Below are 22325 nucleotides of genomic sequence, written 5' to 3' on the forward strand. Positions count from 1 at the left end.
CTGCACGCTGGTCACCGGCACGGCCCGCTCAGCCGACCGCTCCGACGCCGCTGCCCAGCAACCCGGCCCAGCGGTCGGTGAAGTCCGGCAGCGTCTTGGTGACCGCCCCGGGGTCGCGGACGACGACGCCGGGCACCACCAGCCCGAGCACCGCGGCCACCATGACCATCCGGTGGTCGGCGTAGGAGTCCAGCTGCGCCGCCCGCCGCGGGCCCGGGGTGATCTCCAGGCCGTCGGGCAGCTGGGTCACCGTGGCACCGACCGCGGTGAGCACCTCGTCGAGGGCCTGCAGCCGGTCGGTCTCGTGGCCGCGCAGGTGCGCGATGCCGGTGAGCCGGGACGGGCCGTCGGCCAGCGCGCACAGCGCCGCCAGCACCGGGGTCAGCTCGCCGACCTCACCGAGGTCGGCGACCAGCGGCCGGACGGTCTGGCCGCCGGTGACCTGCAGGCCCTCGGCGGTGCGCTGCACGTCGGCGCCCATCACGACCAGCAGCTGCTCCAGCTGTGCGCCGGGCTGGGTGGTGCGCAGCGGCCAGTCGCGGACGGTGACCCGGCCGCCGGTGACCAGCGCAGCGGCGAGGAAGGGGGCGGCGTTGGACAGGTCGGGCTCGACGACCCGGTCCAGCGCGGCCACCGGGCCCGGGTGCACCGTCCAGCCGGTGTCGGTGCGCTGCACCAGCACGCCGTGCTCGGTGAGGGTCTCCACGGTCATCTGCACGTGCGGCATCGAGGGGACGCCGCCGGTGAGCCGCAGGTCCAGGCCCTCGGTGAACCGGGCGGCGGCCAGCAGCAGCCCGGACACCACCTGGCTGGACTCGCTGGCGTCCACGGTCACCGTGCCACCGCGGACCGCGCCGGTGCCGTGCACGGTGAACGGCGCCCGGCCGCGGCCGCCGTCGTCGACGGTGACGCCGCACCCGCGCAGGCCCTCGATCAGCCCGGCGTTGGGCCGCTCGCGCAGCCGCTCGTCGCCGTCCAGGGTGACCGGGCCGTCGGCCAGCGCGGCCACCGGCGGCAGGAACCGCAGCACCGTGCCGGCCAGACCGGCGTCCACGGTGGCCGGGCCGCGCAGGGGGGCCGGGGTGACCAGCCAGTCCGCGCCGTCCTCGACGACGCCGACCCCCAGGGCCCGCAGGCCCTCGGCCATCAGGTCGGTGTCCCGGGCGCGCAGCGGGCGGACCAGCCGGGACGGGCCGTCGCTGATCGCCGCGAGCACCAGGGCCCGGGCGGTGATCGACTTGGAGCCGGGCAGGGTGACGACGGCGTCGACCGGCTGCGGGGCGGAGGGGGTCGACCAGCTGTCCATGCCGGTCATCCTGCCCTGCCCGCGGTCCACGGTCCGCGTCGTCGTCCCCTGCCCGGAGGTCACCCGGCGGCCGGGGCCGCGGGCTTCGCGGCCGGCAGGGTGCGCACCAGCCGGCGGTTGGCGAACTCGAACATGCCCAGCTCGGAGAGCTCGCGGCCGTAGCCCGAGCGCTTCACTCCGCCGAAGGGCAGTTCGGGGGAGGAACCCGAGGGCTGGTTGATCCAGACCATCCCGGACTCGAGCCGGTCGGCGACCCCGCGGGCCCGCTCGGCGTCCCCGCTGTAGACGACGGCGGACAGCCCGTAGGTGCTGTCGTTGGCCAGGCGCACCGCCTCGTCCTCGTCGGCGACCTTGTAGAGGACGGCGGCGGGACCGAAGAGCTCCTCGGAGTAGGCGCGCATGTCGGGGGTGACGTCGGCGAGCAGGGTGGCCTCGACGAAGGCACCGGCGTGCTCGGGGCGGCCGCCGCCGGCCAGCACGGTGGCGCCCTTGTCGACGGCGTCCTGGATCTGGGCGTGCAGGTCCTGCGCGGCCTTCTCCGTCGACAGCGGGCCCAGCGTGGTCGCCGGGTCAGCGGGGTCGCCGGGGGTGAAGGTGCCGAAGGCCTGCTGCATGCCGGCGACGAACTCGTCGTAGACGTCGGCGAGCACGATGATCCGCTTGGCGGCGATGCAGGCCTGGCCGGTGTTGGCCATCCGGCCCATGGTGGCGGCCTTGACCGTCCGGCCCAGGTCCGGGGTGTCCAGCACGACGAACGGGTCGCTGCCGCCGAGCTCGAGGACCGACTTCTTCAGGTGCTTGCCGGCCAGCGACGCCACCGAGGAGCCGGCCTTCTCGCTGCCGGTCAGGGTCACGCCCTGCACGGCCGGGTGGCTGATCACCTGCTCGGTGTCCGAGATGGCCAGGAAGACGTTGGTGTAGACGCCCTCGGGCGCACCGGCGTCGCGGAAGAGCTCCTCCAGGGCCAGGGCGCACTGCGGGTTCAGCTCGGCGTGCTTGAGCACGATCGTGTTGCCCAGCGTCAGGTTCGGGCCGGCCACCCGGACCACCTGGTACAGCGGGTAGTTCCACGGCTCGATGGCGAACAGCACGCCGGTCGGCTCGTTGACGACCACGGCCTCGCCCTTCATCACCCCGATCGTGCGCGGGGCGAGGAACTGCTCGGCCTCGTCCGCGTAGTACCGCAGGATGCTGGCGGCCAGCTGGACCTCACCGGCCGCCTCCTGGATGCGCTTGCCCATCTCCGTGGTGATCAGCGCGGCCAGGGCGTCGGAGCGCTCGAGCATCAGGTCGGCGGCACGCCCGACGACGGCGGCCCGCTCGGCCACGCTGCGCCGGCGCCAGTCCAGGTAGGCGGCGTGCGCCCGGTCGACGACGGCGGTCACCTGGTCGCTGGGCAGCGAGTCGAACTCCCGCTCGGTCTCACCGGTGAAGGGGTTGACGGTGGCGTAGGCCCGGTCGGCGGTGCCGCTGTCGGTCTTCGCGCTGGTGCCGGTGGAGGTGTCGGTCTGCGTGCTCGTCACGTCGTCGTGCCTCTTCTCGCTCGCTGGTGGGTCGGGTGCAGTCCTACCCGCCCGGACCGACAGCACGCTCCCCGGCCGCCACGGACCTGGGGACGGCGGGGCTGGGGACGGGGCGGGCCGGGCGACCTACAGTCGACGTGTCGCGCTGATCGAGTCCCGGGGAGGCCGCCGTGTGCGGGCGTTACGCAGCCAGTCGCCGTCCCGAGGACCTGACGGTGGAGTTCGAGGCCGTCGCGGCCCCCGGGCAGTCCCCGCTGGCGGCGGACTACAACGTCGCGCCGACCAAGGACGTGTACGTCGTCCGGCAGGCCCGGGAGCGCGCCGAGGACGGCACCCCCACCGGCGGCGTGCACCGCGAGCTGCGGGTGGTCCGCTGGGGCCTCGTGCCGTCCTGGGCCGAGGACGTCTCGGTCGGCAACCGGATGCTCAACGCCCGGGTGGAGTCCCTGACGTCGAAGCCGGCGTTCCGCAAGGCCGCCCGGGCCCGGCGGTGCCTGGTCCCCGCCGACGGCTGGTACGAGTGGGCGCCCAAGCCGCACTCCCCGGGCAAGCAGCCCTGGTACGTCACCCCGCAGGACGGCTCGGGCCTGGCCCTCGCCGGGCTGTGGGAAGTCTGGGGTCGGGGTGCGGACCGGGTCTACAGCTGCACCGTGGTCACCGCCCCGGCCGTGGGCGCGCTCGCCGAGATCCACGACCGGATGCCGCTCGTGCTGCCCCGCGACCGCTGGGCCGACTGGCTGGACCTCGGGCGCGAGGACGTCGAGACCCTCGCCGCACCGACCCCGCCCGAGGTCGTCGAGGGCCTGGAGATCCGGCCCGTCGGTGCCGCGGTGGGCAACGTGGCCAACAGCGGTCGGCAGCTCACCGCCCGGGCCGAGGCGGTCAGCGAGCCCGCCGACCAGCCCGCCCTGTTCTGACCCGACCCCCGAGGTGACCCCCTGAGCACGACCGACCCCGCCGTGCCCGCCGCCGGACCGTCCGAGGGGCCGGTGGCACCCGGGTCCCGGGCGCTGCCGTCCTGGATCGCCGCCGCGGTCACCTTCCTGTCCTCCGGTGCCGTGCTGGTCCTGGAGATCACCGGCCTGCGGCTGATCGCGCCCTACGTGGGGATCACGCTGCAGACCAACACCGCGGTCATCGGGTTCGCGCTGGCCGCGATCGCCGTCGGCGCCTGGGCCGGGGGCCGGGCCGCCGACCGGGGCGACCCGCGGCGGCTGCTGGTGCCGCTGCTCGTCGCCGGTGGGGCGCTGGTCATCGCGGTGCTGCCGCTGGTGCGCTTCGCCGGTGCCGCGCTGTCCGGGGCCGACGCCGGCAGCGTGCTGCTGCTGGCCGCGGTGGCCGTCGTCGTCCCCGCTGCGCTGCTGTCGGCGGTGCCCCCGATCGTGGTGGCCCTGCAGCTGGGCAGCCTCGCGGAGACCGGGTCCGTCGTCGGCCGGCTGTCCGGGATCGGCACCCTGGGCGGCATCGCGGCGACCTTCGGCACCGGGTTCCTGCTCGTCGCCGTGCTGCCGACCAGCGTGATCATGGTCGGCACCGGGCTGGTCGTCGTCGCCACCGGGCTGGCGCTGCTGGTCTGGCAGCGCCGGGCCGGGGTGCCGGCCCGGGTCTCCGGCGCCCTGGTGGTGACGGCGCTGGCCGGCACCGGGCTCGCGGTGCTGGCCCCGAACCCCTGCCAGGACGAGACGACGTACCACTGCGCCCGGGTGGTCGCCGACCCGGAGCGGGACGGCGGCCGCACCCTGGTGCTGGACACCCTGCGGCACTCCTACGTCGACCTCGCCGACCCCACGTACCTGCAGTTCGAGTACGTCCAGGCCATCGCCTCGGTCACCGACGTGCTCGCCCCGGAGGGGGAGCCGCTGTCCGCGCTGCACCTGGGCGGGGGCGGGCTGACCCTGCCGCGCTACCTCGCCGAGGTCCGGCCCGGCACGCAGAGCCGGGTGCTGGAGGTCGACCCCGGGGTGGTCGAGGTCGACCGGGCCAGGCTGGGTCTGCAGACCTCGGCGGACCTGGAGGTCGTCGTGGGCGACGCCCGCGTCGGGCTCAGCGCGGAGGCCCCGGGCGGCCGGGACCTGGTCGTGGGCGACGCGTTCGGCGGGCTGTCGGTGCCCTGGCAGCTGGCCACCACCGAGGCCGTCGCGCTGGTCGAGGACGCGCTGGCCCCCGGCGGGGTCTACGCCGCGAACCTCATCGACAACCCGCCGCTGGACTTCGTCCGCGCCGAGCTCGCCACCCTGCGCACCGTCTTCTCCGACGTCGTGCTGCTCGCCCGGCCCGACGTGCTGGCCGGTGCGGAGGGCGGCAACGTCGTCGTGGTCGCGGCGCAGGAGCCGGTGGACGACGTCGCCCTGGACGAGGCGCTGGCCGGCCGTGGGCTGGACTGGCGGGTCGCCCAGGGGGCCGAGCTCGACGCCTTCGTCGGGGACGCCCCGGTGCTGACCGACGACCACGCGCCGGTGGACCAACTGCTCACCCCCTACGGCTGACCGGCCCCGATCAGCGGCCGACGTCCGCCGTCCGGGCCCGGGTCAGCGCCACCAGGTCGGCCGGGGCCAGCTCGACCTGCAGGCCCCGCCGGCCGCCGCTGACCAGCACGGTGTCGAACCCCAGCGCCGAGACGTCGACGACCGTGGGCAGCGCCTTGCGCTGACCCAGCGGGCTGATGCCCCCGCGCACGTAGCCGCTGCTGCGCTCGGCGTCGGCCGGGTCGGCCATCACCGCCTTGCGCCCACCGACCGCGGCCGCGAGCGCCTTGAGGTCCAGCTGGCCCGCGACCGGGACCACCGCGACGGTCAGCGCGCCGTCGACCCGGGCCACCAGGGTCTTGAGGACCCGGGCCGGGTCTGAGCCCAGCGCGGCCACCGCGGCCTCGCCGAAGCCGACGCCGTCGGGGTGGTCGTCGGGGTCGTAGGTGTGCAGGACGTGGGCCACCCGGGCCCGCTCCAGCACCCGCACCGCGGGGGTCGCCGCCATGACCGGACACCCTAGGGACGGGGAATGACCCGGCGGGCGGCACCCTTGTAGAGAGCGTGACCAGCTCCTCCGCACCGACCCGGGCCCGCCGGTCGACGACGTCCCCGGACGTCGTCGTGACCCGTCGTCCGCCCGGCCGCCCGGTGGCCGCCCGGCTAGGATCGACCGACGTGGTGTCCCGTCTGCGGGCGCCGCAGAGAGGACGGTCGGTGCCCGACGAGACCACGGACGAGACGACGGGACCGGGGACGGCAGCTGCCGGTGCCCCCGCTGTCGTGACCGAGACCCCCGAGGCCCGGGCCGACGGCAGCCGCAGCGAGCAGGCCGAGACCCGTGCGCAGCGCGACGCCCGCTTCGAGCGCGACGCGCTGCCCTTCCTGGACCAGCTGTACCCGGCGGCCCTGCGGATGACCCGCAACCCGGCCGACGCCGAGGACCTGGTGCAGGAGACCTTCGTCAAGGCCTACTCCGCGTTCCACCAGTTCGCCGAGGGCACGAACCTCAAGGCCTGGCTGTACCGGATCCTGACGAACACCTACATCAACAACTACCGCAAGAAGCAGCGGCAGCCGCAGCAGTACCCCACCGACCAGGTGCAGGACTGGCAGCTGTTCGCCGCCGAGCAGCACAGCTCCACCGGGCTGCGGTCGGCCGAGATCGAGGCGCTGGACCACCTGCCCGACTCCGACATCAAGGACGCCCTGCAGCAGCTGCCGGAGGACTTCCGGCTGGCGGTGTACCTCGCCGACGTCGAGGGCTTCGCCTACAAGGAGATCGCCGAGATCATGGGCACGCCCATCGGCACGGTGATGTCCCGCCTGCACCGCGGCCGCCGTGGGCTGCAGAAGCTGCTCGCCGACTACGCCCGGGAGCGCGGGTTCGCCCGCGCCGGGGCCCCCGAGGAGGGGAGCGCGCGATGAGCGAGACCGCCCACCCCGAGCACGACGGGGAGATCAACAGCTGCGACGACGTGCTCTCCCACGTCTTCGAGTTCCTGGACCACGAGACCGGGGACGCGCGCCGCGCGGTCATCGCCGAGCACCTCGAGGACTGCTCGCCCTGCCTGCGGGAGTTCGGCATCGAGCAGGAGTTCAAGGCCCTGGTCCGCCGGCGCTGCGGGGGAGACCCCACCCCGCTGGGCCTCAAGGACCGGATCAAGATGCAGCTGACCAACGTCTCCTTCGAGGAGGACGGCACGTCGGTCACCGTCGAGCGCGTCACGGTGGAGCACACCACCGAACGCTGAGCCGCACACGCTGGGCCGGACGAGCCGGCCGGAGACACGAAGAGGCGGGGACGACGACGTCGTCCCCGCCTCTTCGCGTCCTGCCCGTCGGCCTCGTCCCGGGGTCCCGCGGCGTGCGGAGCACGTCGTGGGGAGGGACGAGCTCCTCGCTCAGGCGTTGGGACGCTTGCCGTGGTTGGCGCCGCTCTTCTTGCGGGCGCGCCGCTTGCGTCCACGCTTGGACATCGCTGCCCTCCTCTCCTCGTCGTGTCACCGGGGTGGTCGCCGGTGTCGTGGTGCTGCGGGCACGGTGGGAGACCCACCGGACCGGTGTTCCAGGGTCTCACGCCCCGGCACCCGCGTGCCGACCGTCCCACCCGCGGCAGGCGTGGACGAGGCTGTCAGCGGGCAGGACACGGGCACCGGCCGTGACGACGACGTCACGGGGGTGACCGCAGACAAGGGGGACGACGCACAGTGGCCGACACCGGCGGTACGGGTATCGACAGCGTGCTGGTGGCCGGACGGGGCCCGATGGCCTGCGCGGTCATCGCGGCGTGCGCCGCACGCGGGGTGAAGACGGTGGCGGTGCACTCGGCGACCGAGCCGCACGCCCGGCACGTGCGGCTGGCCGACGACGCGGTGTGGCTGGGCCCGGCGCCGGCCGCGGAGTCCTACCTGTCGGTGCCCCGGCTGGTCGAGGCCGCCCGGCGCAGCGGGGTGTCGGCGGTCCTGCCGGTGCCCCCGGCACTGGCCGGCAACGTCGAGCTGGCCGCCGCGGTGCGGTCGGTGGGGCTGACCTGGGTCGGCCCGGACCCGGCGGTGCTGGAGCGGCTCGGTGGTGACGGCGTCGAGCCGGCCAGCGAGCTGGGTTTCCTGGCGGTGGTCACCGCCGACGGCTTGGCGCACGTGACCCCGGTGCGCCGGGACCGGGAGGCCGGCACCGCCCGGGTGTCCTGGACGACGGGGGAGGCGATGGCGCTGCCCGCCGCGGCCCAGCGGCTGCCCGAGCTGGGCTGGCGCGGACTGGTGACCGTCGGCATCGACCCGGAGGGGGCGTTGGCGGAGGTGGCCGCCGGGTTCAGCCTGGACGTGGCGGTGCTGGAGCGGGCGCACGGGGTGGACGCGGTGGACCTCGCCCTGCGCAGCGCCGCAGGGCGGCTGCGCCCGGTGCCCGACGCCCCGCTGCGCCCGGCCGTGGCGGCGCAGCTGCGCTCCACGCTGCCCCCGGGCACCGCGGGCCGGGTCACCGGCCGGCTGCCGGACCGCCCGGCCGGCCCGGGCTCCGACGTCGTCGCCGTCACCGGGTACGACCGGGGGGACCGGCTGGACGGCTGGTACGACGCGCTGCTGGCCACGGTCAGCGCGGCGGGCCCGGACACCGGCACCGCGGCGCGGCTGGTCGCCGAGGTGCTCACCGGTCTGCCCGAGACCGGCGTGCCGCACGACGGGGCGGCGGTCTGCTCGGTGCTGCACCGGCTCGCCGACGGCTGACCGGCACGTCCACCCGGCGGACGGCGGGGAGGTGGCCCCCCGGGTGGTTGGATGTGCGCACACCGGCGCAGCAGCGACGGGTGGGAGTCCCTGCAGCGAGGAGGACCGGTGGCGGTCGAGGAGATCCACGCCGAGATGGTCTCCAGCGTCTGGAAGGTGCTGGTGGCCCCGGGCGCCGAGGTGGCCGCCGGTGACACGCTGGTCATCCTCGAGTCGATGAAGATGGAGATCCCGGTGCTGACCGAGAAGGCCGGCACCGTCACCGAGCTGCACGTCGTCGAGGGCGAGGTCCTCCAGGAGGGCGACCTCATCGCCACCGTCCAGGCCTGACGCCGCGGGGTCGCCGGGGGAGGTCGGGACGGCGCCGTCCTAGGCTCGGTCCACCATGACCAGCACCCCCAGCAGCCTCTCCGACCGCCTGTCCCGCGGCTCCTCGGTCAGTCCCTCCCAGGTCGACCACGCCCGCCGGCTGGTGGCCGACTGGCAGCTGCTGGCCGACCTGTCCTTCGCCGACCTCACGCTGTGGGTCCCGCTGCCCACCGGCCCCTGGTGGTGCGTGGCCCAGGTCCGCCCGCTGACCGCGCCCACCTCGCAGCCCGAGGACCTCATCGGCGTCGAGGTCGAGGGCGCGGACGCGGCGTCCTTCGCCCGGGTGCACGCCGGGGGCGAGACGGTCACCGAGGAGCCCGACGGCACGGGCTCCGCCCCACGCCGCCGTGAGGTGCTGCCGGTGCGGCACGAGGGTGCGGTGGTGGCCGTGCTGGCCCGGGACACCCGGCTGTCGGCGACCCGTTCGCCGTCCCCGCTGGAGCTGACCTACCTCGACATCGCCGCGGAGCTGTGCCAGATGGTCTCGGCCGGCACGTTCCCCCCGCGGATGCTGGAGGACGCCGAGATGAGCCCCCGGGTCGGCGACGGGCTGGTGCGGCTGGACGGTGCCGGGCGTGCGGTCTACGCCAGCCCGAACGCCCTGTCGGCCTACCGGCGGATGGGTCTCACCGGTGACGTCGTCGGGGTCCAGCTGGCCGAGCTCACCCGGCACGCGGCCACCGACCGGGTGGCCGGGGAGGCCGTGGCGGCCAGCATCACCGCAGCGGTCGCCGGTCGCTTCCCCGACCCGATGGACGTCGAGGGCGAGGCCGCCACCATGCTCGTGCGGGCGCTGCCGCTGCAGGCCCCCGGTGGCGAGCACGGGGCGCTGGTGCTGGTCCGCGACGTCACCGACGTGCGGCGGCGGGACCGGGCGCTGATGACCAAGGACGCCACCATCCGGGAGATCCACCACCGGGTGAAGAACAACCTGCAGACGGTGGCCGCGCTGCTGCGGCTGCAGGCCCGGCGGGTGTCCGAGCCGGCCGCGCGGGAGGCGCTGCTGGAGTCGGTCCGCCGGGTGGCCTCCATCGCCGTCGTGCACGACACCCTGGCCGGCAGCCGGGACGACGTGGTGGACGTGGACGACGTGCTGGGCCAGGTGCTGCCGATGCTGGGCGACGTCGCGTCGGTGGGGCCCTCGGCGCGGATCCAGCGGGTGGGTGCCTTCGGCGAGTTGCCGGCGGCCGCGGCGACCCCGCTGGTCATGGCGGTCACCGAGCTGCTGCACAACGCCGTCGAGCACGCCTTCCCCGACGGGCGTCCGGGCACGATCGAGCTGGCGGCCGAGCGGGACGGCCACGACCTGCTGGTCCGGATCACCGACGACGGCCAGGGGCTGCCGCCGGGCTTCGACGTCGCGGCGAGCAAGGGGCTGGGCCTGCAGATCGTCCGGACGCTGGTGACCAGCGAGCTGCACGGCTCCCTGGCGATCAGCGCGCCGGAGTCCGGGCACGGGACCGTCGCGGTGCTGACCCTGCCCGGCGCCGGGCGGGTCCGCCGCTGAACGCGGGGGAGCCGGGCGGCGACGACACGAGGCCGGCTCCCCGGGGGTCCCGGTGAGCCGGCCTCGTCAGGTCGGTGCTGTGCTGGTGCCGGTCAGGCGGTGCGGACCCGGGTGCGGGCGGTGCGCCGCTTGAGCGCACGGCGCTCGTCCTCGGAGAGACCGCCCCAGACGCCGGAGTCCTGGCCCGAGCTCAGAGCCCACTCGAGGCAGGACTGCACGACGGGGCAGCGCTGGCACACGGCCTTGGCCTGATCGATCTGCGTGACCGCAGGGCCCGTCGTCCCGATGGGGAAGAAGAGCTCGGGGTCTTCGTCCCGGCAGAGGGCGCGGTGGCGCCAGTCCATGTCGGTGTGCTCCTCGGTGTCGTCTACGGTGTGCCCGTACCCGCACGACCCGGCTTGGCCGGGTGTGTGACCCGACGGCGTCTGGTCGACGTCGGGAGGCAACCGCACGCTGGTGTTACCAGCAGGTTGCGTTCACGGACGATGCTTTCACGCGCTGAGTGGCTGTCAAGCGGTTCGCCGCCGGACCCACCCCTCGTATGAGCAACCTCACCACGCACCTACCAGGTCCGCCACCGCAATCGACGACGGGGTGGCGAGCGGGGGTCACCCGGACGGGTGCCGGGACGCGGTGGCGTCTCAGAGCACCACGGAGAGCGCGCGCCCCACCGAACGGACCCGCAGACCCGTCGCGACGCCGAGGTGGTCGCCGTCCAGCTGCCAGCCCTGGGGCCGCTCGCAGGTCAGGGCGAGGTCGGGCAGGTCGTGCCAGCGGTGCACGCCGCGCCCCCGGGGGTCGGGTTCGCGGGCCATCGTCTGGCGGAGGTGGTGCAGCATCCGCAGCGGCCCCAGACGGCCCATCGCGAAGACGTCGAGCCGGGTGTCGAAGGAGGCCCGGGGACTCGGGTTCAGCGGGGTGTCGCCCAGGTAGGTCCACGGGCTCACGTTGGAGACCAGGCACAGGAACAGGCCCGTGGTCGGCTGCTCCCCGGGAACGTGCAGCGTCATCGGCGGGCGGCGCCGGTCCGCGCCGAGCAGGAACGAGCGGGTGCCGGCCCGCACGTAGAGCGACCCGGTCGAGCGGTGCCCGCGGGACCGCTGCTCCTCGACCCGCCGGATGACGTCGGCGTCGAAGCCGAGGCCGGCCGCGAAGACGAACCACCGCGGCGGCGTCCAGCGCACCGTGCCGGCGGCGTCGGTCTGCTGTGCGCTGGCCGTGCCCAGCGAGATGCGGCGGGTGCGCCCGGCCCGCAGCGAGTCCAGGATCTCCGCGATCGCCTCGACCGGGTCCCGGGAGCGCCCCAGTGCACGGGCGAAGACGTTGGTCGAACCGCCGGGGACCACGGCGAGCGTGGGGACGCGGGGGCCGGGTCCGTCAGCCAGCATGCCGTCGACGGTCTCGTTCACCGTGCCGTCCCCGCCCAGGGTGACGACGACGTCGTACCCGTCCGCGGTCGCCTGCGCGCCGAGCTCGCGGGCGTGCCCACGGTGGGTGGTCTCGACGACCTCCAGGCGCAGGTCGGTCGACAGCGCCCGGACGAGCACGTCGCGGACCTTGGCGGTGGTGGTGGTCGCCGCCGGGTTGGCCACCAGCAGCGCACGCACGTGCCCCACCCTATCCAGGCCCCCCGCGTAGCCTCGCCGTCGTGGCAGCGCACCCCGACGGCGGTCCCGACCCCCGGTCCCGGCGCCGGGCCGAGCGGTTGCTCGGTGGTGCCGCGGAGGAGTCCGCCCCCCGACCGCGACGGCCGGCGTCGCAGGCGCCGGGTGCCGTCCGGCTGGCGGCGTTGCTGGTGGGCGTCGAGGCCGCCGCCCTGGCCGTCGTCGCCGCGGTGGTGCTGGTGCTGACCCTGACCAGCACCCCGGACAGCGTGGGCCGCGCGCTGGCCGAGGTCGTGTACGTCGGGCTGGGTGCCGGGGCGCTGGGCGCCGCCGCGGTCGGGCTGTGGCGGGTGTCGCCGTGGGCGCGGGGGCCGGTGGTCGTGCTCCAGCTGCTGCTGGGGCTGCTGGGCTACGTCACCGCGTTCGAGGCCGGCCGGCCGCTGCTGGGCCTGCCGGTGCTCGCCCTGGTGGCCGGCGTGCTGTGGTTCCTGGCCACCCCCGAGGCGCGGCTGGCGTACTCCGAGCGCTAGACCAGGTCGATGACGTCGGCGATCGAGTCCAGCACCCGGCTGGGGCGGAACGGGAACCGGGCGACGTCGGAGGCCCGGGTCGAGCCGGTGAGCACCAGCACGGTCTCCAGACCGGCCTCGATGCCGGCCACGATGTCGGTGTCCATCCGGTCCCCGACCATGGTGGTGGACTCCGAGTGGCCGTCGATCCGGTTGAGCGCGGAGCGGAACATCATCGGGTTGGGCTTGCCGACGAAGTAGGGCTCGGCGCCGGTGGCCTTGGTGATCAGCGCGGCCACCGAGCCGGTCGCGGGCAGCGAGCCCTCCGGCGACGGGCCGGTCACGTCGGGGTTGGTGGCGATGAACCGGGCGCCGGCCTCCACCAGCCGGATGGCCCGGGTGATGGCCTCGAAGCTGTAGGTGCGGGTCTCGCCGAGCACCACGTAGTCGGGCTCGGTGTCGGTGATCGTGTAGCCGGCCTCGTGCAGCGCGGTGGTCAGCCCCGCCTCGCCGACGACGTAGGCCGAGCCGCCGGGCAGCTGGGAGGCCAGGAAGTCCGCGGTGGCCAGCGCGGAGGTCCAGATGGCCTCCTCGGGCACGTCCAGCCCCGACCGGTGCAGCCGGGCCGCGAGGTCCCGCGGGGTGAAGATCGAGTTGTTGGTCAGGACCAGGAAGCGGCGCTCCCGGTCGACCAGGCGGCGGAGGAAGTCCGCGGCGCCGGGCAGCGCCTGCCCCTCGTGGACCAGCACCCCGTCCATGTCGGTCAGCCAGCACTCGGAGGGCCTGCGCTCGGTCATCTCGTCGTCCTCTCGCGGGCGAAGGTGGTCAGCGCCGGGTCGTCGGTCCGGTCGGTGAGCCGGAAGACCGACCAGCCGTCCTGCGGGCGGGCACCGGCGGCGCGGTAGAAGTCGATGGAGGGGGTGTTCCAGTCCAGCACCGACCACTCGAGTCGGGCGTAGCCGCGTTCGACGCACAGCGCGGCCAGGGTGCGCAGCAGCTCCCGCCCGAGGCCGGTGCCACGCTGGGTGGGGGAGACGTAGAGGTCCTCGAGGTACACCCCGTGGGTGCCGCGCCAGGTGCTGAAGGACAGGAACCACAGCGCGAACCCGACGACCTCGCCGTCCCCGGTGGTGGCCACGTGCCCGAACAGTGCCGGGGACTCCCCGAACAGCGCTGCGTGCAGCTGCTCGGGGGTCATCAGCGCCTCGTCCAGGCTCTGCTCGTAGTCGGCCAGCTCGCGGACCAGCCCGACCACGACCTCGATGTCTGCGGGGGCGACGGGTCGGACGGTCACGACAGCAGCTCCTTGACCCGTGGGGGCACCAGGCGGCCCAGCGGGGAGACCAGCGGCACCAGCAGCGGGGAGGCCAGGTAGGTGTAGGCGACCAGGCAGAAGGTGAACACCGGCACCGTCGCCAGGCCGACCGCGATCAGCACCCCGGCGGTGATCAGGCCGTAGGGCTTGCCGCTCTTGGGGCTGACCAGCGAGCGGAAGGACCGCCACTTGATCGTGGAGACCATCAGCAGGCCGGGGACGACGACGACCAGCAGCACCCACAGCCGGTCCCGGCCCTGGAGCACGTCGGAGAAGGCGAACACGCTGGCCATCACGACCCCGGCGGCGCCCGGGCTGGCCAGGCCGACGAAGAAGCGCTTGTCCGCGGTGGGGTCGACGGTGGTGTTGAACCGGGCCAGCCGGATGGCGGCGCAGGCCACCCACAGGAAGCAGGCGATCCAGCCCAGCGGGTCGAAGCCGTCCCGGCCGTCGGAGAACAGCGCGAAGGCCAGCAGCGCCGGGGCCAGACCGAAGGAGACCAGGTCGGCCAGGGAGTCGAACTGCAGGCCGAACGGGGACACCGCGCCCACCAGCCGGGCGACCGCGCCGTCGGCGATGTCGAGCACCACCGAGGCGCCGATCAGCACGCAGGCCAGGTCGTACTGGCCGCGGAAGGCGACCAGGATCGCGGCGAAGCCGCAGAGCATGTTGCCCAGGGTGAACAGGCTGGGCAGCCAGGAGCGCGCCCGGGAGCGGCCGCCGCGCGCCGAGGCGCGGACGAACTCGACGGTCTGCGTCCGCCGGGTGGGCGAGCGCCGCTCGGTGGTCACGGTCTCGGCCCGTCCCCGCCGACAGCGCGGTCCCAGCGGGCGATGACGGTCTCCCCGCCGCGGACCCGGTCGCCCTTGCCCACGGTGAGGGTCGCGGTGGCCGGCACGAAGACGTCCATCCGGGAACCGAACTTCATCAGGCCCATCCGCTCGCCGGTGGCCAGCTGCTGCCCGACCCCGGTCCGGGTGACGATGCGCCGGGCCAGCACCCCGACGAGCTGGCGGAAGACCACGGTCCGGTCGCCGTCGACCAGCCACAGCTCGGTGCGCTCGTTGCGGTGCGCGCTCTCGGCCCGGTAGGCGGCCAGGAAGCTGCCCGGGGTGTAGCTGCTCTGGGTCACCGTGCCGCGGTAGGGCGAGCGGTTGACGTGCACGTCGACCACGGAGAGGAAGACGCTCACCTGCTGCCAGCCCCCCTCGGGCACCGGCTCGGGGGCGACGCCGTCCTGGGCGGGGCCGGCGACCATGACCACGCCGTCGGCGGGGGACACGACGTCCTCACCGGCGACCGGGGTGGTGTCGCAGCGCCGCTGCGGGTCCCGGAAGAACAGCGCCATGTACGCGGCCAGCCCCAGCAGCGGCCAGCCGGCCCGGCTCGTCGAGCGTCGGCCGGTGACCCGGCCGAGCACGCCCAGGGCCACGGCCGGGGCGAGTGGCACGGTGATGAAGGGCCAGCCGGCCCGGTCGATGCGCATCGGGGTCCGAGGCTACCGGGGCGCGGTGCGCTCGGGGTGCTGACCGCCCGGGGCAGGTCGCCGGACGCCTCAGGTCGAGGCGTGCTCGGCGCTGGCGCCGCCCTCGCTCACCCGCGGCCGCAGGTCCCCGCCGTACCAGTCCAGGCAGACGACCGTCGCGTCGTCGGAGAGCTCGTCACCGGTGGCCCGGACGACGGCCGAGCCCAGGGCGTGCACCACCTGGCGCGGGTGGTCCCCGGCGCTGTCGCGCAGTGCCCGCACCACGTCGACCGCCGCGGCGTCCCGCTCCTGCATGCCGTCGGTGAGGAAGACGAGCCGGTCCCCGGGCTGCAGGTCGAACTCCTGCACCCGGAACCCCCGGCCCGCCTGGACCCCGAAGGGCAGGTCGACCAGCAGGTCCAGCTCCTCGACCACCCCGGCACGCAGGCGCAGCGGCGCGGGGTGGCCGGCGTTGACCAGCTGGGCGGCGCCGGTGGTCAGGTCCACCCGCAGCACCTGCCCGGTGACGAACTGGCCCCCGGTGCCGTGCGCGGCCACCGCCTCGTTGGCGGCCCGGGTCTGCGCCGCGAGGTCCACCCCGCGGCGACGCTCGTTGCGCAGGCTGCCCACCAGCAGGGTCGCCAGCAGCGCGGCGGCGACGTCGTGGCCGACGGCGTCGGTGATGGACACCTGCAGGCTGTGCCGGTCCAGGGACCAGTCGAAGGTGTCCCCGCCGACGGTGGCCGCGGGCTCGAGCCAGCCCGAGACGGTGAACTGGCCGGCCTCGCAGGTGAAGGAGGCCGGCAGCAGCCGGCGCTGGATCTCCGCGGCCAGGGAGAAGGGCGTCGTCCGCTGGCCCCACTCGAACAGGTCGGTGTGCCGGCGGTTGGCGATCAGCACGTAGGCCAGCGCGTGGCCGGCGGCGGCGACGTCGGCGAGCACCTGCGGGCCGGGCTCGGTGGGCAGCTCCAGCTCCAGCACGCCCAGGGCGTCCCCGCGGTCGGTGACCGGCACCAGGACCCGGCTGCCGTCGACGAGCGCGGTCACCGAGGCGCGCTGGGTCCGCAGCACCTCACCGTGCGGGCTGTCGGCGATCGCCACGGTGTCGGCGCTCTCGGTCCCGGTGGTGCGGGTCGCGGAGCCCCGCGGGGTCACGGTGCCGAGCCGGACCAGCGAGTGGCCGGAGAAGTCGGCGATCAGGAAGGACACGGCGCGGGCGGCGACGGCGGCCGACAGCTCGGCGGCCACGACGGTGACGGCGTCGACCGGCGCTGCGGCCTCGACCCGCTCCAGCAGAGCACGCAGGTCCAGCCGGGGCGTCTGTGGCAGGGGTGGGGCGGCGGTCACGCGGTCACCTGGTCCGGGAGGAGGAACGACGATGCCGGGCCACCCCGTGGGGGAGCCCGGCATCATCGGTGCGGGAGGTCAGGCGGCGGCCTTCGTCTCCCAGAAGATCTTGTCGATCTCGGCGATGTAGTCCAGGAGCTTCTGCCCCTCGGCCGGGTCGACCGACTGCTTGGCACCGGAGGCACCGGCCTGCTTGGTGGCCTTGTTGAACAGCTCGTGCAGCTGCGGGTACTTCTCGAAGTGCGGGGGCTTGAAGTAGTCGGTCCACAGCACCCACAGGTGGTGCTTGACCAGGTCGGCCCGCTGCTCCTTGATGATGAGCGCGCGCGTCTTGAAGACCTCGTCGTCACTGCCCTGGTACTTCTCCTGCAGGGCCTTGACCGACTCGGCCTCGATGCGTGCCTGGGCGGGGTCGTACACGCCGCAGGGGAGGTCGCAGTGCGCGGTGGCCTCCACGGCGGAGAACAGGCTGAACAGCCGCATGGCGTTCCTCCGGAAGCTCGTGGGGTGGGTCGTCTGCGACCCTACCCGCGGTGATCGGGAGCGACATGTCGGGAAGTGGACCGGTGCACGGGATGCAGGGGCTGCCCCGGCGGTGGACGCACGTCCGGGTCACGGGCCCGTCGATGTCACCGACGCTGAAGGACGGCGACCGCCTGCTGGTCGCCCGCGCCGACCGCGCCCGGCCCGGCGAGGTGGTGATCGCACGGTTCCCGGCCCGGCCCGAGCTGCTGGTGGTCAAGCGCTGCGTCCGTGAGGTGCCGGGGGGCTGGTGGGTCGAGGGCGACAGCGCGGTCGTGCACTCGGACAGTCGCACGTTCGGGCCTGCGGTCGTGGTGGGTCGCGTGCTGGCCCGGGTGTACCCCCGGCCGGGGCGGCTGCCCGCCGCTCCGGCGACCGGACTGTGACGTGGGTCGCTGCTCTACGCTCCCGGTCCCATGAGCTCAACGGAGAGTGTCATGCCCGGCTCGACCGACCGATTCGCCGACGATCCCGCGTTCGCGGTGCACGAGGGCGGCAAGCTCTCGGTGCAGCCGACGAGCGCCATCACCTCGATCGCCGACCTCGCCCTCACCTACACCCCGGGCGTGGCCCGGGTGTCCAGCGCCATCGCCGCCGAGCCCGAGCTCGCCCGCCGGTTCACCTGGGCGCCCCGCGTGGTCGCCGTGGTCTCCGACGGCACCGCGGTGCTGGGCCTGGGTGACATCGGCCCGACCGCCTCGCTGCCGGTCATGGAGGGCAAGGCCTGCCTGTTCCGCGAGTTCGGCGGCCTGGACTCCGTGCCGATCGTGCTCTCCACGACCGACGTCGACGAGATCGTCGCGACCGTCATGGCCATCGCACCCTCCTTCGGCGGCATCAACCTCGAGGACATCAGCGCGCCGCGCTGCTTCGAGGTCGAGTCCCGACTGCGCGAGCAGCTGTCCATCCCGGTCATGCACGACGACCAGCACGGCACGGCGATCGTCGTCCTGGCCGCGCTGCGCAACGCCGCCAAGGTCGTCGGGCGTCCGCTGGGCGACCTGCGGGTCGTCGTCTCCGGCGCCGGGGCCGCGGGCGTGGCCTGCACCAAGATCCTGCTCGAGGCCGGCATCGGCGAGATCGCCGTCGCGGACTCGAAGGGCCTGCTGCACGCCGGCCGGGAGGACCTCACCGAGACCAAGCAGTGGCTGGTGCAGCACACCAACCCGACCGGGCGCACCGGCACGATGGTCGAGGCCCTCGCCGGCGCCGACGTCTACCTGGGCCTGTCCGGCGGGTCGGTGCCCGAGGCGGCGATCGCGGCGATGGCGCCGGGCTGCATCGTGTTCTCCCTGGCCAACCCGACGCCGGAGGTCGACCCGGTGATGGCGGCGCGGTACGCCGCCGTCGTGGCCACCGGGCGCAGCGACCTGGCCAACCAGATCAACAACGTGCTCGCCTTCCCCGGGGTCTTCCGCGGGGCCATCGACGCCGGCGCCACCGGCATCACCGAGGGCATGAAGCTGGCCGCGGCCACCGCGATCGCCGACGTGGTCGGCGACGAGGTCCGGGCGGACTACATCGTGCCCAGCCCGCTGGACCGCCGGGTCGCCGAGGCCGTCGCGGCCGCGGTGGCCGCCGCGGCCCGCGCCGAGGGCGTCACCCGGGACTGAGCCTCACCCGGCGGCGGTGGATCCCCCGAGGACCTCCGCCGCCGGGGTGTTCAGCCACAGCAGCACCACGGTGGCGACGACGAACAGCGGCACCAGCACGACCCGTTCGGTGAACCCGCCGGTCTCCATCGGCGAGAAGTGCACCTTCGCCCGCGGCCGGACCAGCCACACCAGCGGCACCGGCACCCCGCCGCAGGTCAGGAAGTCCCCGGCCACGTGCACCAGCACACCCAGCCCGACCGCCCAGGGCAGCCAGGTGGGGCTGGGGCTGTGCGCCAGGAGCAGCCACGCGCCGCCCCAGGACAGCACCAGGTTGCCGACGACGGTGGTCTCGAACCGGCCGGGGACGACGACGTGCAGTGCCCGCAGCGCCAGCCCGATCGCCAGCGCGAGCAGCAGCAGCGCCGACCAGGTGGCCCGCGACGCCGCGAACGCCAGCGCCCCGAACGCCAGGGGCGCGAGCACCGCGTCGTGGGTGCCCCGCCGGTGGCCACCGGACAGCGTGCCGACCACGCCCGAGGGCACCTCGCTCAGCGGCCCCCACATCCGGGAGATGGTCGACCCGCGCTGGTCCAGGTCGGGCAGCATCGCCATCCCGCCGACGGCTGCGACCCAGCCGAGCTGGGCGACGGTGCCGCTCAGCGGGGCGAGGGGGAGGGTCGCGGCACCGACGGCGAGCCCGGACAGGGCGTGGGAGTGACCGAGCACCCACCCATGGTCACCGCCAGGGGGCGTCGTCCCCGGGAGGCGCGTCAGGGGGTGGGGCGGTAGACCCGGTCCAGGACGCCGGCCAGCAGGCGCTCGGCCAGCGGCCGGGGGAGGGTCGCGACCAGGGCGTGCACCGGCGCCATCCGGGTGGGCAGCGGGCCGCCGTCCAGGCCGGCGAGGTCGAGCAGCCCGTCGACGTCGGCCACCGACAGCGACGCCGGGTCCAGCCCTGCCGCCGCGGACACCAGGCCGGGGTCGGGCACCGGCGGGGGCAGGGCGAGCGCGGCCCGGGCGGCGTCGGCCAGGTCGGCCAGCAGTGCGGGCACCCGGCCGGCGGTCGCCGCGGTGACGGTCAGGTGCAGGGTGGCCGGCAGCGTCGTCCCGTCGGGCTGGGTGAACGGCGGCTGGGGCTGCAACAGCCAGCCACGGGCGGTGGCCTCGTCGGCCAGGTGCAGCACGTCCAGCCCGTCGGTGCCGGCCAGGGCCACCAGCGTCGTCGCCGGGGTGCCGACCACCCGCACCCCGGGGACGTCGGCCAGCCCGGCGACCAGCGCCGTCGTCGCCGCCCGGGCCTCCCGGGCCAGCCGGGCGTAGCCCTCGGTGCCCAGCCAGCGGTGCACCGCCCAGGCCGCCGCCATCGGGCCGGCCGGGCGGGTGCCGGCCAGCGTCGGGTTGACCACCGGGTAGCCCGGCCAGCCCGCGGTGGCGAACCAGTGGCCCTGCCGGAACTCCGGGTCGTTCGTCAGCAGCACCGAGACGCCTTTGGGTGCGTAGCCGTACTTGTGCAGGTCGACCGACAGGCTGGTCACCCCCGGCACCGACAGGTCGAACGGTGCGCTGTCCAGGTGCGGGAGCAGCCACCCGCCGATGCAGGCGTCCACGTGGCACGGGACCCCGGCGGCCGCGGCGAGGGCGGCCACCTCGGGCACCGGGTCCAGCACGCCGTGCGGGTAGGACGGCGCGCTCACCACGACCAGCGCCGTGCGCCGGGACAGCACCTGCTCGACGTCGGCCGGTCGGACCCGGCACGTCACCGGGTCCACGCCCACGTCGACGACGGTCAGGTCGAGGAGGTGTGCCGCCTTGCGGAACGCCGCGTGCGCGGTCACCGGCAGCACCAACTGAGGACGGCGCTCGTCGTCGGGGTGCGCGGCACGCCAGCGGGTGCGGGCGGCCAGCACGGCCAGCAGGCAGCTCTCGGTGCCTCCGGAGGTCACGGTGCCCACGGTCGTCGGGCCACCGCCCAGCAGCCGGGAGGCTGCGGCCACCAGGTCGTCCTCGATCCGGGCGACGCTGGGGAAGGCGGTGGGGTCCAGCGCGTTGGTCCACTGGTAGGCCGCCTGGGCGCCGGCGGCGAGCGCGTCCACCTCGGCCAGGCCGGAGTCGTAGACGTAGGCCATGGTGGCCCCGCCGTGCGTGGGGACGTCGCCGCCGGCCAGCGCGGTGAGCTCGGCCAGCACGTCCTGCGGTGTCACGGGGTGGGCTCCAGTCGGTAGCGGGCGATGAACGGCAGCGAGGCCAGCACCAGCAGTGCGGGCAGCACGCTGAAGGACAGCAGCACGGTGGTGTCGGCGGCGCCGGTCTGGGTGACGACGTCGTCACCGACCGAGGACCGGTAGCCGGCCAGGGACAGCAGACCACCGAGCACCGCGGGACCCACGGCCAGCCCCAGGGTCTCCGCGGCCGTCCACACCCCGGTGAACACCCCGGCGCGGCGCCGCCCGGAGGAGGCCTCGTCGGCACCCACCACGTCGGGCAGCATCGCCAGCGGGAACATCTGCAGGCCCGCGTAGCCCACCCCGACGAGCACGACCAGACCCAGCACCAGCCCGGTGCGCCCGGGGCCGCCCAGCGCCAGGCCCGCCGCACCGACGGCGAACACCGCGCCCGCGGCCAGCAGCCCGGCCCGCTTGCCGACCCGGCGGCCCACCCGCAGCCACAGCGGCATGACGACGATGGCCGGCCCGACGAGGGCCAGGAACAGCAGCGTGCCCGCGCCGCCGTCCCCGAGCACCCGCTCGGCGTAGTACGGCACCCCGGCCAGCATGACGCCGATCCCCAGCGCCTGGACGACGAAACCGGTCAGCAGCAGCCGGAACGGGCGCACCCGGGCCGCCACCCGGACGGTGTGCAGCAGACGCCCCTCGCTGGCCACCCGGGTGAGGGTGCGCGCGTTCCGGGTGCCCACGACGGCCCCGAGCATGCCGACGGCCAGCAGCACCGCCACGAAACCGGCCATCGCCAGGTGCCCGGCCCGGCCGCCGCCGGCCAGGTCCCGGACCTCGGGGGCGCCGGCGCCGGCCAGCAGGATCCCCACCGCGAGTGCCGCGACCCGCCAGGAGACCAGGGTCGACCGCTCGCCCGGGTCCAGGGTGATCTCCGCCGGTTGGGCGACGTAGGGCACCTGGAAGAGGCCGTAGGCGGTGGCGGCCAGCAGGAACGTCACCGCCACCCAGGTGGCAGCCAGCCACGGCGGGGCACCGGGGCCGGCGAAGACCAGCACGAACAGCGGGGGGAGGGCCAGCCCACCGGCCAGCATCCACGGCCGGCGCGGGCCCCACCGGCTGTCGGTGGCGTCGGACCGGGCGCCCACCCAGGGGTTGAGCAGGACGTCCCAGGCCTTGGGTGCGAAGACCACCAGCCCGGCGATGCCGGCGCCCACGCCGAGCACGTCGGTCAGGTAGTAGAGCAGCAGCAGGCCGGGCACCGTGCCGAAGGCGGCGGTGCCGATGGAGCCCAGGGCGTAGCCCAGGTGCGTGCCCCGGGTGAGGCCCGGGGCCGCGGTGAGGGGGAGGCCGGTCACGGGTCCGGAACGTAGTCCGTGACCGACCCCCGCTCGGTCCTC

The 22325-nt window shown here is 75.1% G+C and carries 25 protein-coding genes; 10 read left to right on the forward strand and 15 right to left on the reverse strand.

What is annotated here, in order from left to right:
• Nucleotides 1-28: 28 nt before the first annotated feature.
• Nucleotides 29-1306, reverse strand: a complete 1278-nt coding sequence (aroA, locus tag AC0IVP_RS05915; protein WP_235564302.1) for a 3-phosphoshikimate 1-carboxyvinyltransferase — start codon at nucleotides 1304-1306, stop codon at nucleotides 29-31.
• Between the two features lie 59 nt (nucleotides 1307-1365).
• Nucleotides 1366-2829: an NAD-dependent succinate-semialdehyde dehydrogenase gene (locus AC0IVP_RS05920; protein WP_471755233.1), complete on the reverse strand. Its 1464-nt coding sequence runs from the start codon at nucleotides 2827-2829 to the stop codon at nucleotides 1366-1368.
• A 170-nt stretch (nucleotides 2830-2999) separates the two neighbouring features.
• Here AC0IVP_RS05920 and AC0IVP_RS05925 point away from each other — a divergent pair, with 170 nt between their 5' ends.
• On the forward strand, nucleotides 3000-3746 hold the full coding sequence (locus AC0IVP_RS05925) for an SOS response-associated peptidase (protein ID WP_056288566.1): 747 nt from the start codon (nucleotides 3000-3002) through the stop codon (nucleotides 3744-3746).
• A 72-nt stretch (nucleotides 3747-3818) separates the two neighbouring features.
• Nucleotides 3819-5315 (forward strand): fused MFS/spermidine synthase, encoded by a 1497-nt coding sequence (locus AC0IVP_RS05930; RefSeq protein ID WP_471755235.1) that lies wholly within the window; start codon nucleotides 3819-3821, stop codon nucleotides 5313-5315.
• 10 nt (nucleotides 5316-5325) lie between these two features.
• Here AC0IVP_RS05930 and ybaK read toward each other — a convergent pair whose 3' ends face one another.
• Nucleotides 5326-5802: a Cys-tRNA(Pro) deacylase gene (gene ybaK / locus AC0IVP_RS05935; protein ID WP_056288560.1), complete on the reverse strand. Its 477-nt coding sequence runs from the start codon at nucleotides 5800-5802 to the stop codon at nucleotides 5326-5328.
• Nucleotides 5803-5858: 56 nt separating this feature from the next.
• On the opposite strand from ybaK, the gene AC0IVP_RS05940 reads away from it, so the two are divergent.
• Nucleotides 5859-6722 (forward strand): sigma-70 family RNA polymerase sigma factor, encoded by an 864-nt coding sequence (locus tag AC0IVP_RS05940; RefSeq protein ID WP_304438010.1) that lies wholly within the window; start codon nucleotides 5859-5861, stop codon nucleotides 6720-6722.
• Nucleotides 6719-7048, forward strand: a complete 330-nt coding sequence (rsrA, locus tag AC0IVP_RS05945) for a mycothiol system anti-sigma-R factor (protein ID WP_056288558.1) — start codon at nucleotides 6719-6721, stop codon at nucleotides 7046-7048. The genes AC0IVP_RS05940 and rsrA overlap by 4 nt, the downstream gene beginning before the upstream one ends.
• Before the next feature lie 150 nt (nucleotides 7049-7198).
• Here the strand turns inward: rsrA and AC0IVP_RS05950 are convergent, their stop codons facing one another.
• Nucleotides 7199-7273, reverse strand: a complete 75-nt coding sequence (locus tag AC0IVP_RS05950; RefSeq protein ID WP_014742531.1) for a 50S ribosomal protein bL37 — start codon at nucleotides 7271-7273, stop codon at nucleotides 7199-7201.
• A 231-nt stretch (nucleotides 7274-7504) separates the two neighbouring features.
• Here AC0IVP_RS05950 and AC0IVP_RS05955 point away from each other — a divergent pair, with 231 nt between their 5' ends.
• The 3 genes from AC0IVP_RS05955 to AC0IVP_RS05965 all read left to right on the forward strand — a co-directional run bounded on the left by AC0IVP_RS05955 (nucleotide 7505) and on the right by AC0IVP_RS05965 (nucleotide 10397).
• Nucleotides 7505-8521: a biotin carboxylase N-terminal domain-containing protein gene (locus AC0IVP_RS05955; protein ID WP_235564297.1), complete on the forward strand. Its 1017-nt coding sequence runs from the start codon at nucleotides 7505-7507 to the stop codon at nucleotides 8519-8521.
• A 108-nt stretch (nucleotides 8522-8629) separates the two neighbouring features.
• Nucleotides 8630-8851 carry a biotin/lipoyl-binding carrier protein gene (locus AC0IVP_RS05960; protein WP_082556444.1) on the forward strand — a complete coding sequence of 74 codons (222 nt, stop codon included), beginning with the start codon at nucleotides 8630-8632 and terminating at the stop codon, nucleotides 8849-8851.
• Between the two features lie 55 nt (nucleotides 8852-8906).
• The gene (locus AC0IVP_RS05965) at nucleotides 8907-10397 is read left to right on the forward strand and encodes a sensor histidine kinase (RefSeq protein WP_056288555.1); all 1491 of its coding nucleotides are present in this window, start codon (nucleotides 8907-8909) and stop codon (nucleotides 10395-10397) included.
• A gap of 92 nt (nucleotides 10398-10489) precedes the next feature.
• Here AC0IVP_RS05965 and AC0IVP_RS05970 read toward each other — a convergent pair whose 3' ends face one another.
• The gene (locus AC0IVP_RS05970; protein ID WP_056290052.1) at nucleotides 10490-10741 is read right to left on the reverse strand and encodes a WhiB family transcriptional regulator; all 252 of its coding nucleotides are present in this window, start codon (nucleotides 10739-10741) and stop codon (nucleotides 10490-10492) included.
• Nucleotides 10742-11038: 297 nt separating this feature from the next.
• Nucleotides 11039-12004, reverse strand: a complete 966-nt coding sequence (locus tag AC0IVP_RS05975) for a diacylglycerol/lipid kinase family protein (protein WP_056290049.1) — start codon at nucleotides 12002-12004, stop codon at nucleotides 11039-11041.
• A gap of 41 nt (nucleotides 12005-12045) precedes the next feature.
• Here AC0IVP_RS05975 and AC0IVP_RS05980 point away from each other — a divergent pair, with 41 nt between their 5' ends.
• Entirely contained in the window at nucleotides 12046-12531 is a 486-nt protein-coding gene (locus AC0IVP_RS05980) for a hypothetical protein (RefSeq protein ID WP_056288552.1), read from the forward strand.
• Here the strand turns inward: AC0IVP_RS05980 and AC0IVP_RS05985 are convergent.
• The 6 genes from AC0IVP_RS05985 to sodN all read right to left on the reverse strand — a co-directional run bounded on the left by AC0IVP_RS05985 (nucleotide 12528) and on the right by sodN (nucleotide 17120).
• On the reverse strand, nucleotides 12528-13307 hold the full coding sequence (locus AC0IVP_RS05985) for an HAD-IIA family hydrolase (protein ID WP_056288549.1): 780 nt from the start codon (nucleotides 13305-13307) through the stop codon (nucleotides 12528-12530). The genes AC0IVP_RS05980 and AC0IVP_RS05985 overlap by 4 nt on opposite strands.
• Nucleotides 13304-13804: a GNAT family N-acetyltransferase gene (locus AC0IVP_RS05990; protein WP_471755237.1), complete on the reverse strand. Its 501-nt coding sequence runs from the start codon at nucleotides 13802-13804 to the stop codon at nucleotides 13304-13306. Before AC0IVP_RS05990 ends, AC0IVP_RS05985 begins: the two co-directional genes overlap by 4 nt.
• On the reverse strand, nucleotides 13801-14616 hold the full coding sequence (gene pssA / locus AC0IVP_RS05995) for a CDP-diacylglycerol--serine O-phosphatidyltransferase (RefSeq protein WP_157518893.1): 816 nt from the start codon (nucleotides 14614-14616) through the stop codon (nucleotides 13801-13803). Before pssA ends, AC0IVP_RS05990 begins: the two co-directional genes overlap by 4 nt.
• Entirely contained in the window at nucleotides 14613-15311 is a 699-nt protein-coding gene (locus AC0IVP_RS06000; protein WP_056288545.1) for a phosphatidylserine decarboxylase, read from the reverse strand. Before AC0IVP_RS06000 ends, pssA begins: the two co-directional genes overlap by 4 nt.
• Before the next feature lie 69 nt (nucleotides 15312-15380).
• Nucleotides 15381-16637 carry a PP2C family protein-serine/threonine phosphatase gene (locus AC0IVP_RS06005; RefSeq protein WP_235564295.1) on the reverse strand — a complete coding sequence of 419 codons (1257 nt, stop codon included), beginning with the start codon at nucleotides 16635-16637 and terminating at the stop codon, nucleotides 15381-15383.
• A gap of 78 nt (nucleotides 16638-16715) precedes the next feature.
• On the reverse strand, nucleotides 16716-17120 hold the full coding sequence (sodN, locus tag AC0IVP_RS06010) for a superoxide dismutase, Ni (RefSeq protein WP_056288542.1): 405 nt from the start codon (nucleotides 17118-17120) through the stop codon (nucleotides 16716-16718).
• Nucleotides 17121-17212: 92 nt separating this feature from the next.
• Here sodN and AC0IVP_RS06015 point away from each other — a divergent pair, with 92 nt between their 5' ends.
• Nucleotides 17213-17545 (forward strand): S26 family signal peptidase, encoded by a 333-nt coding sequence (locus tag AC0IVP_RS06015; protein WP_056290040.1) that lies wholly within the window; start codon nucleotides 17213-17215, stop codon nucleotides 17543-17545.
• A gap of 51 nt (nucleotides 17546-17596) precedes the next feature.
• Complete coding sequence (locus AC0IVP_RS06020) at nucleotides 17597-18772, forward strand: NAD(P)-dependent malic enzyme (RefSeq protein WP_471755239.1); 1176 nt, start codon at nucleotides 17597-17599, stop codon at nucleotides 18770-18772.
• 3 nt (nucleotides 18773-18775) lie between these two features.
• On the opposite strand, the gene AC0IVP_RS06025 is transcribed toward AC0IVP_RS06020, so the two are convergent.
• From AC0IVP_RS06025 to AC0IVP_RS06035, 3 genes are read right to left on the reverse strand one after another with little or no spacing between them, the layout of a single operon-like run.
• The gene (locus AC0IVP_RS06025) at nucleotides 18776-19480 is read right to left on the reverse strand and encodes a metal-dependent hydrolase (protein WP_056288537.1); all 705 of its coding nucleotides are present in this window, start codon (nucleotides 19478-19480) and stop codon (nucleotides 18776-18778) included.
• Nucleotides 19481-19524: 44 nt separating this feature from the next.
• Nucleotides 19525-20955 carry a pyridoxal phosphate-dependent decarboxylase family protein gene (locus AC0IVP_RS06030; RefSeq protein ID WP_471755241.1) on the reverse strand — a complete coding sequence of 477 codons (1431 nt, stop codon included), beginning with the start codon at nucleotides 20953-20955 and terminating at the stop codon, nucleotides 19525-19527.
• Nucleotides 20952-22283 (reverse strand): MFS transporter, encoded by a 1332-nt coding sequence (locus tag AC0IVP_RS06035; protein WP_471755243.1) that lies wholly within the window; start codon nucleotides 22281-22283, stop codon nucleotides 20952-20954. The genes AC0IVP_RS06030 and AC0IVP_RS06035 overlap by 4 nt, the downstream gene beginning before the upstream one ends.
• Nucleotides 22284-22325: the final 42 nt, after the last annotated feature.

This window comes from Klenkia sp. AC732 (genome assembly GCF_979256525.1).

Coding starts and splice junctions, on each gene's coding strand:
- ybaK (WP_056288560.1), bottom strand. CDS start 5,802: ATGGCGGCGACCCCCGCGGTGCGGGTGCTGGAGCGGGCCCGGGTGGCC.
- AC0IVP_RS06015 (WP_056290040.1), top strand. CDS start 17,213: ATGCAGGGGCTGCCCCGGCGGTGGACGCACGTCCGGGTCACGGGCCCG.
- aroA (WP_235564302.1), bottom strand. CDS start 1,306: ATGGACAGCTGGTCGACCCCCTCCGCCCCGCAGCCGGTCGACGCCGTC.
- AC0IVP_RS06000 (WP_056288545.1), bottom strand. CDS start 15,311: ATGCGCATCGACCGGGCCGGCTGGCCCTTCATCACCGTGCCACTCGCC.
- AC0IVP_RS06020 (WP_471755239.1), top strand. CDS start 17,597: ATGCCCGGCTCGACCGACCGATTCGCCGACGATCCCGCGTTCGCGGTG.
- AC0IVP_RS05965 (WP_056288555.1), top strand. CDS start 8,907: ATGACCAGCACCCCCAGCAGCCTCTCCGACCGCCTGTCCCGCGGCTCC.
- rsrA (WP_056288558.1), top strand. CDS start 6,719: ATGAGCGAGACCGCCCACCCCGAGCACGACGGGGAGATCAACAGCTGC.
- AC0IVP_RS05985 (WP_056288549.1), bottom strand. CDS start 13,307: ATGACCGAGCGCAGGCCCTCCGAGTGCTGGCTGACCGACATGGACGGG.
- sodN (WP_056288542.1), bottom strand. CDS start 17,120: ATGCGGCTGTTCAGCCTGTTCTCCGCCGTGGAGGCCACCGCGCACTGC.
- AC0IVP_RS05970 (WP_056290052.1), bottom strand. CDS start 10,741: ATGGACTGGCGCCACCGCGCCCTCTGCCGGGACGAAGACCCCGAGCTC.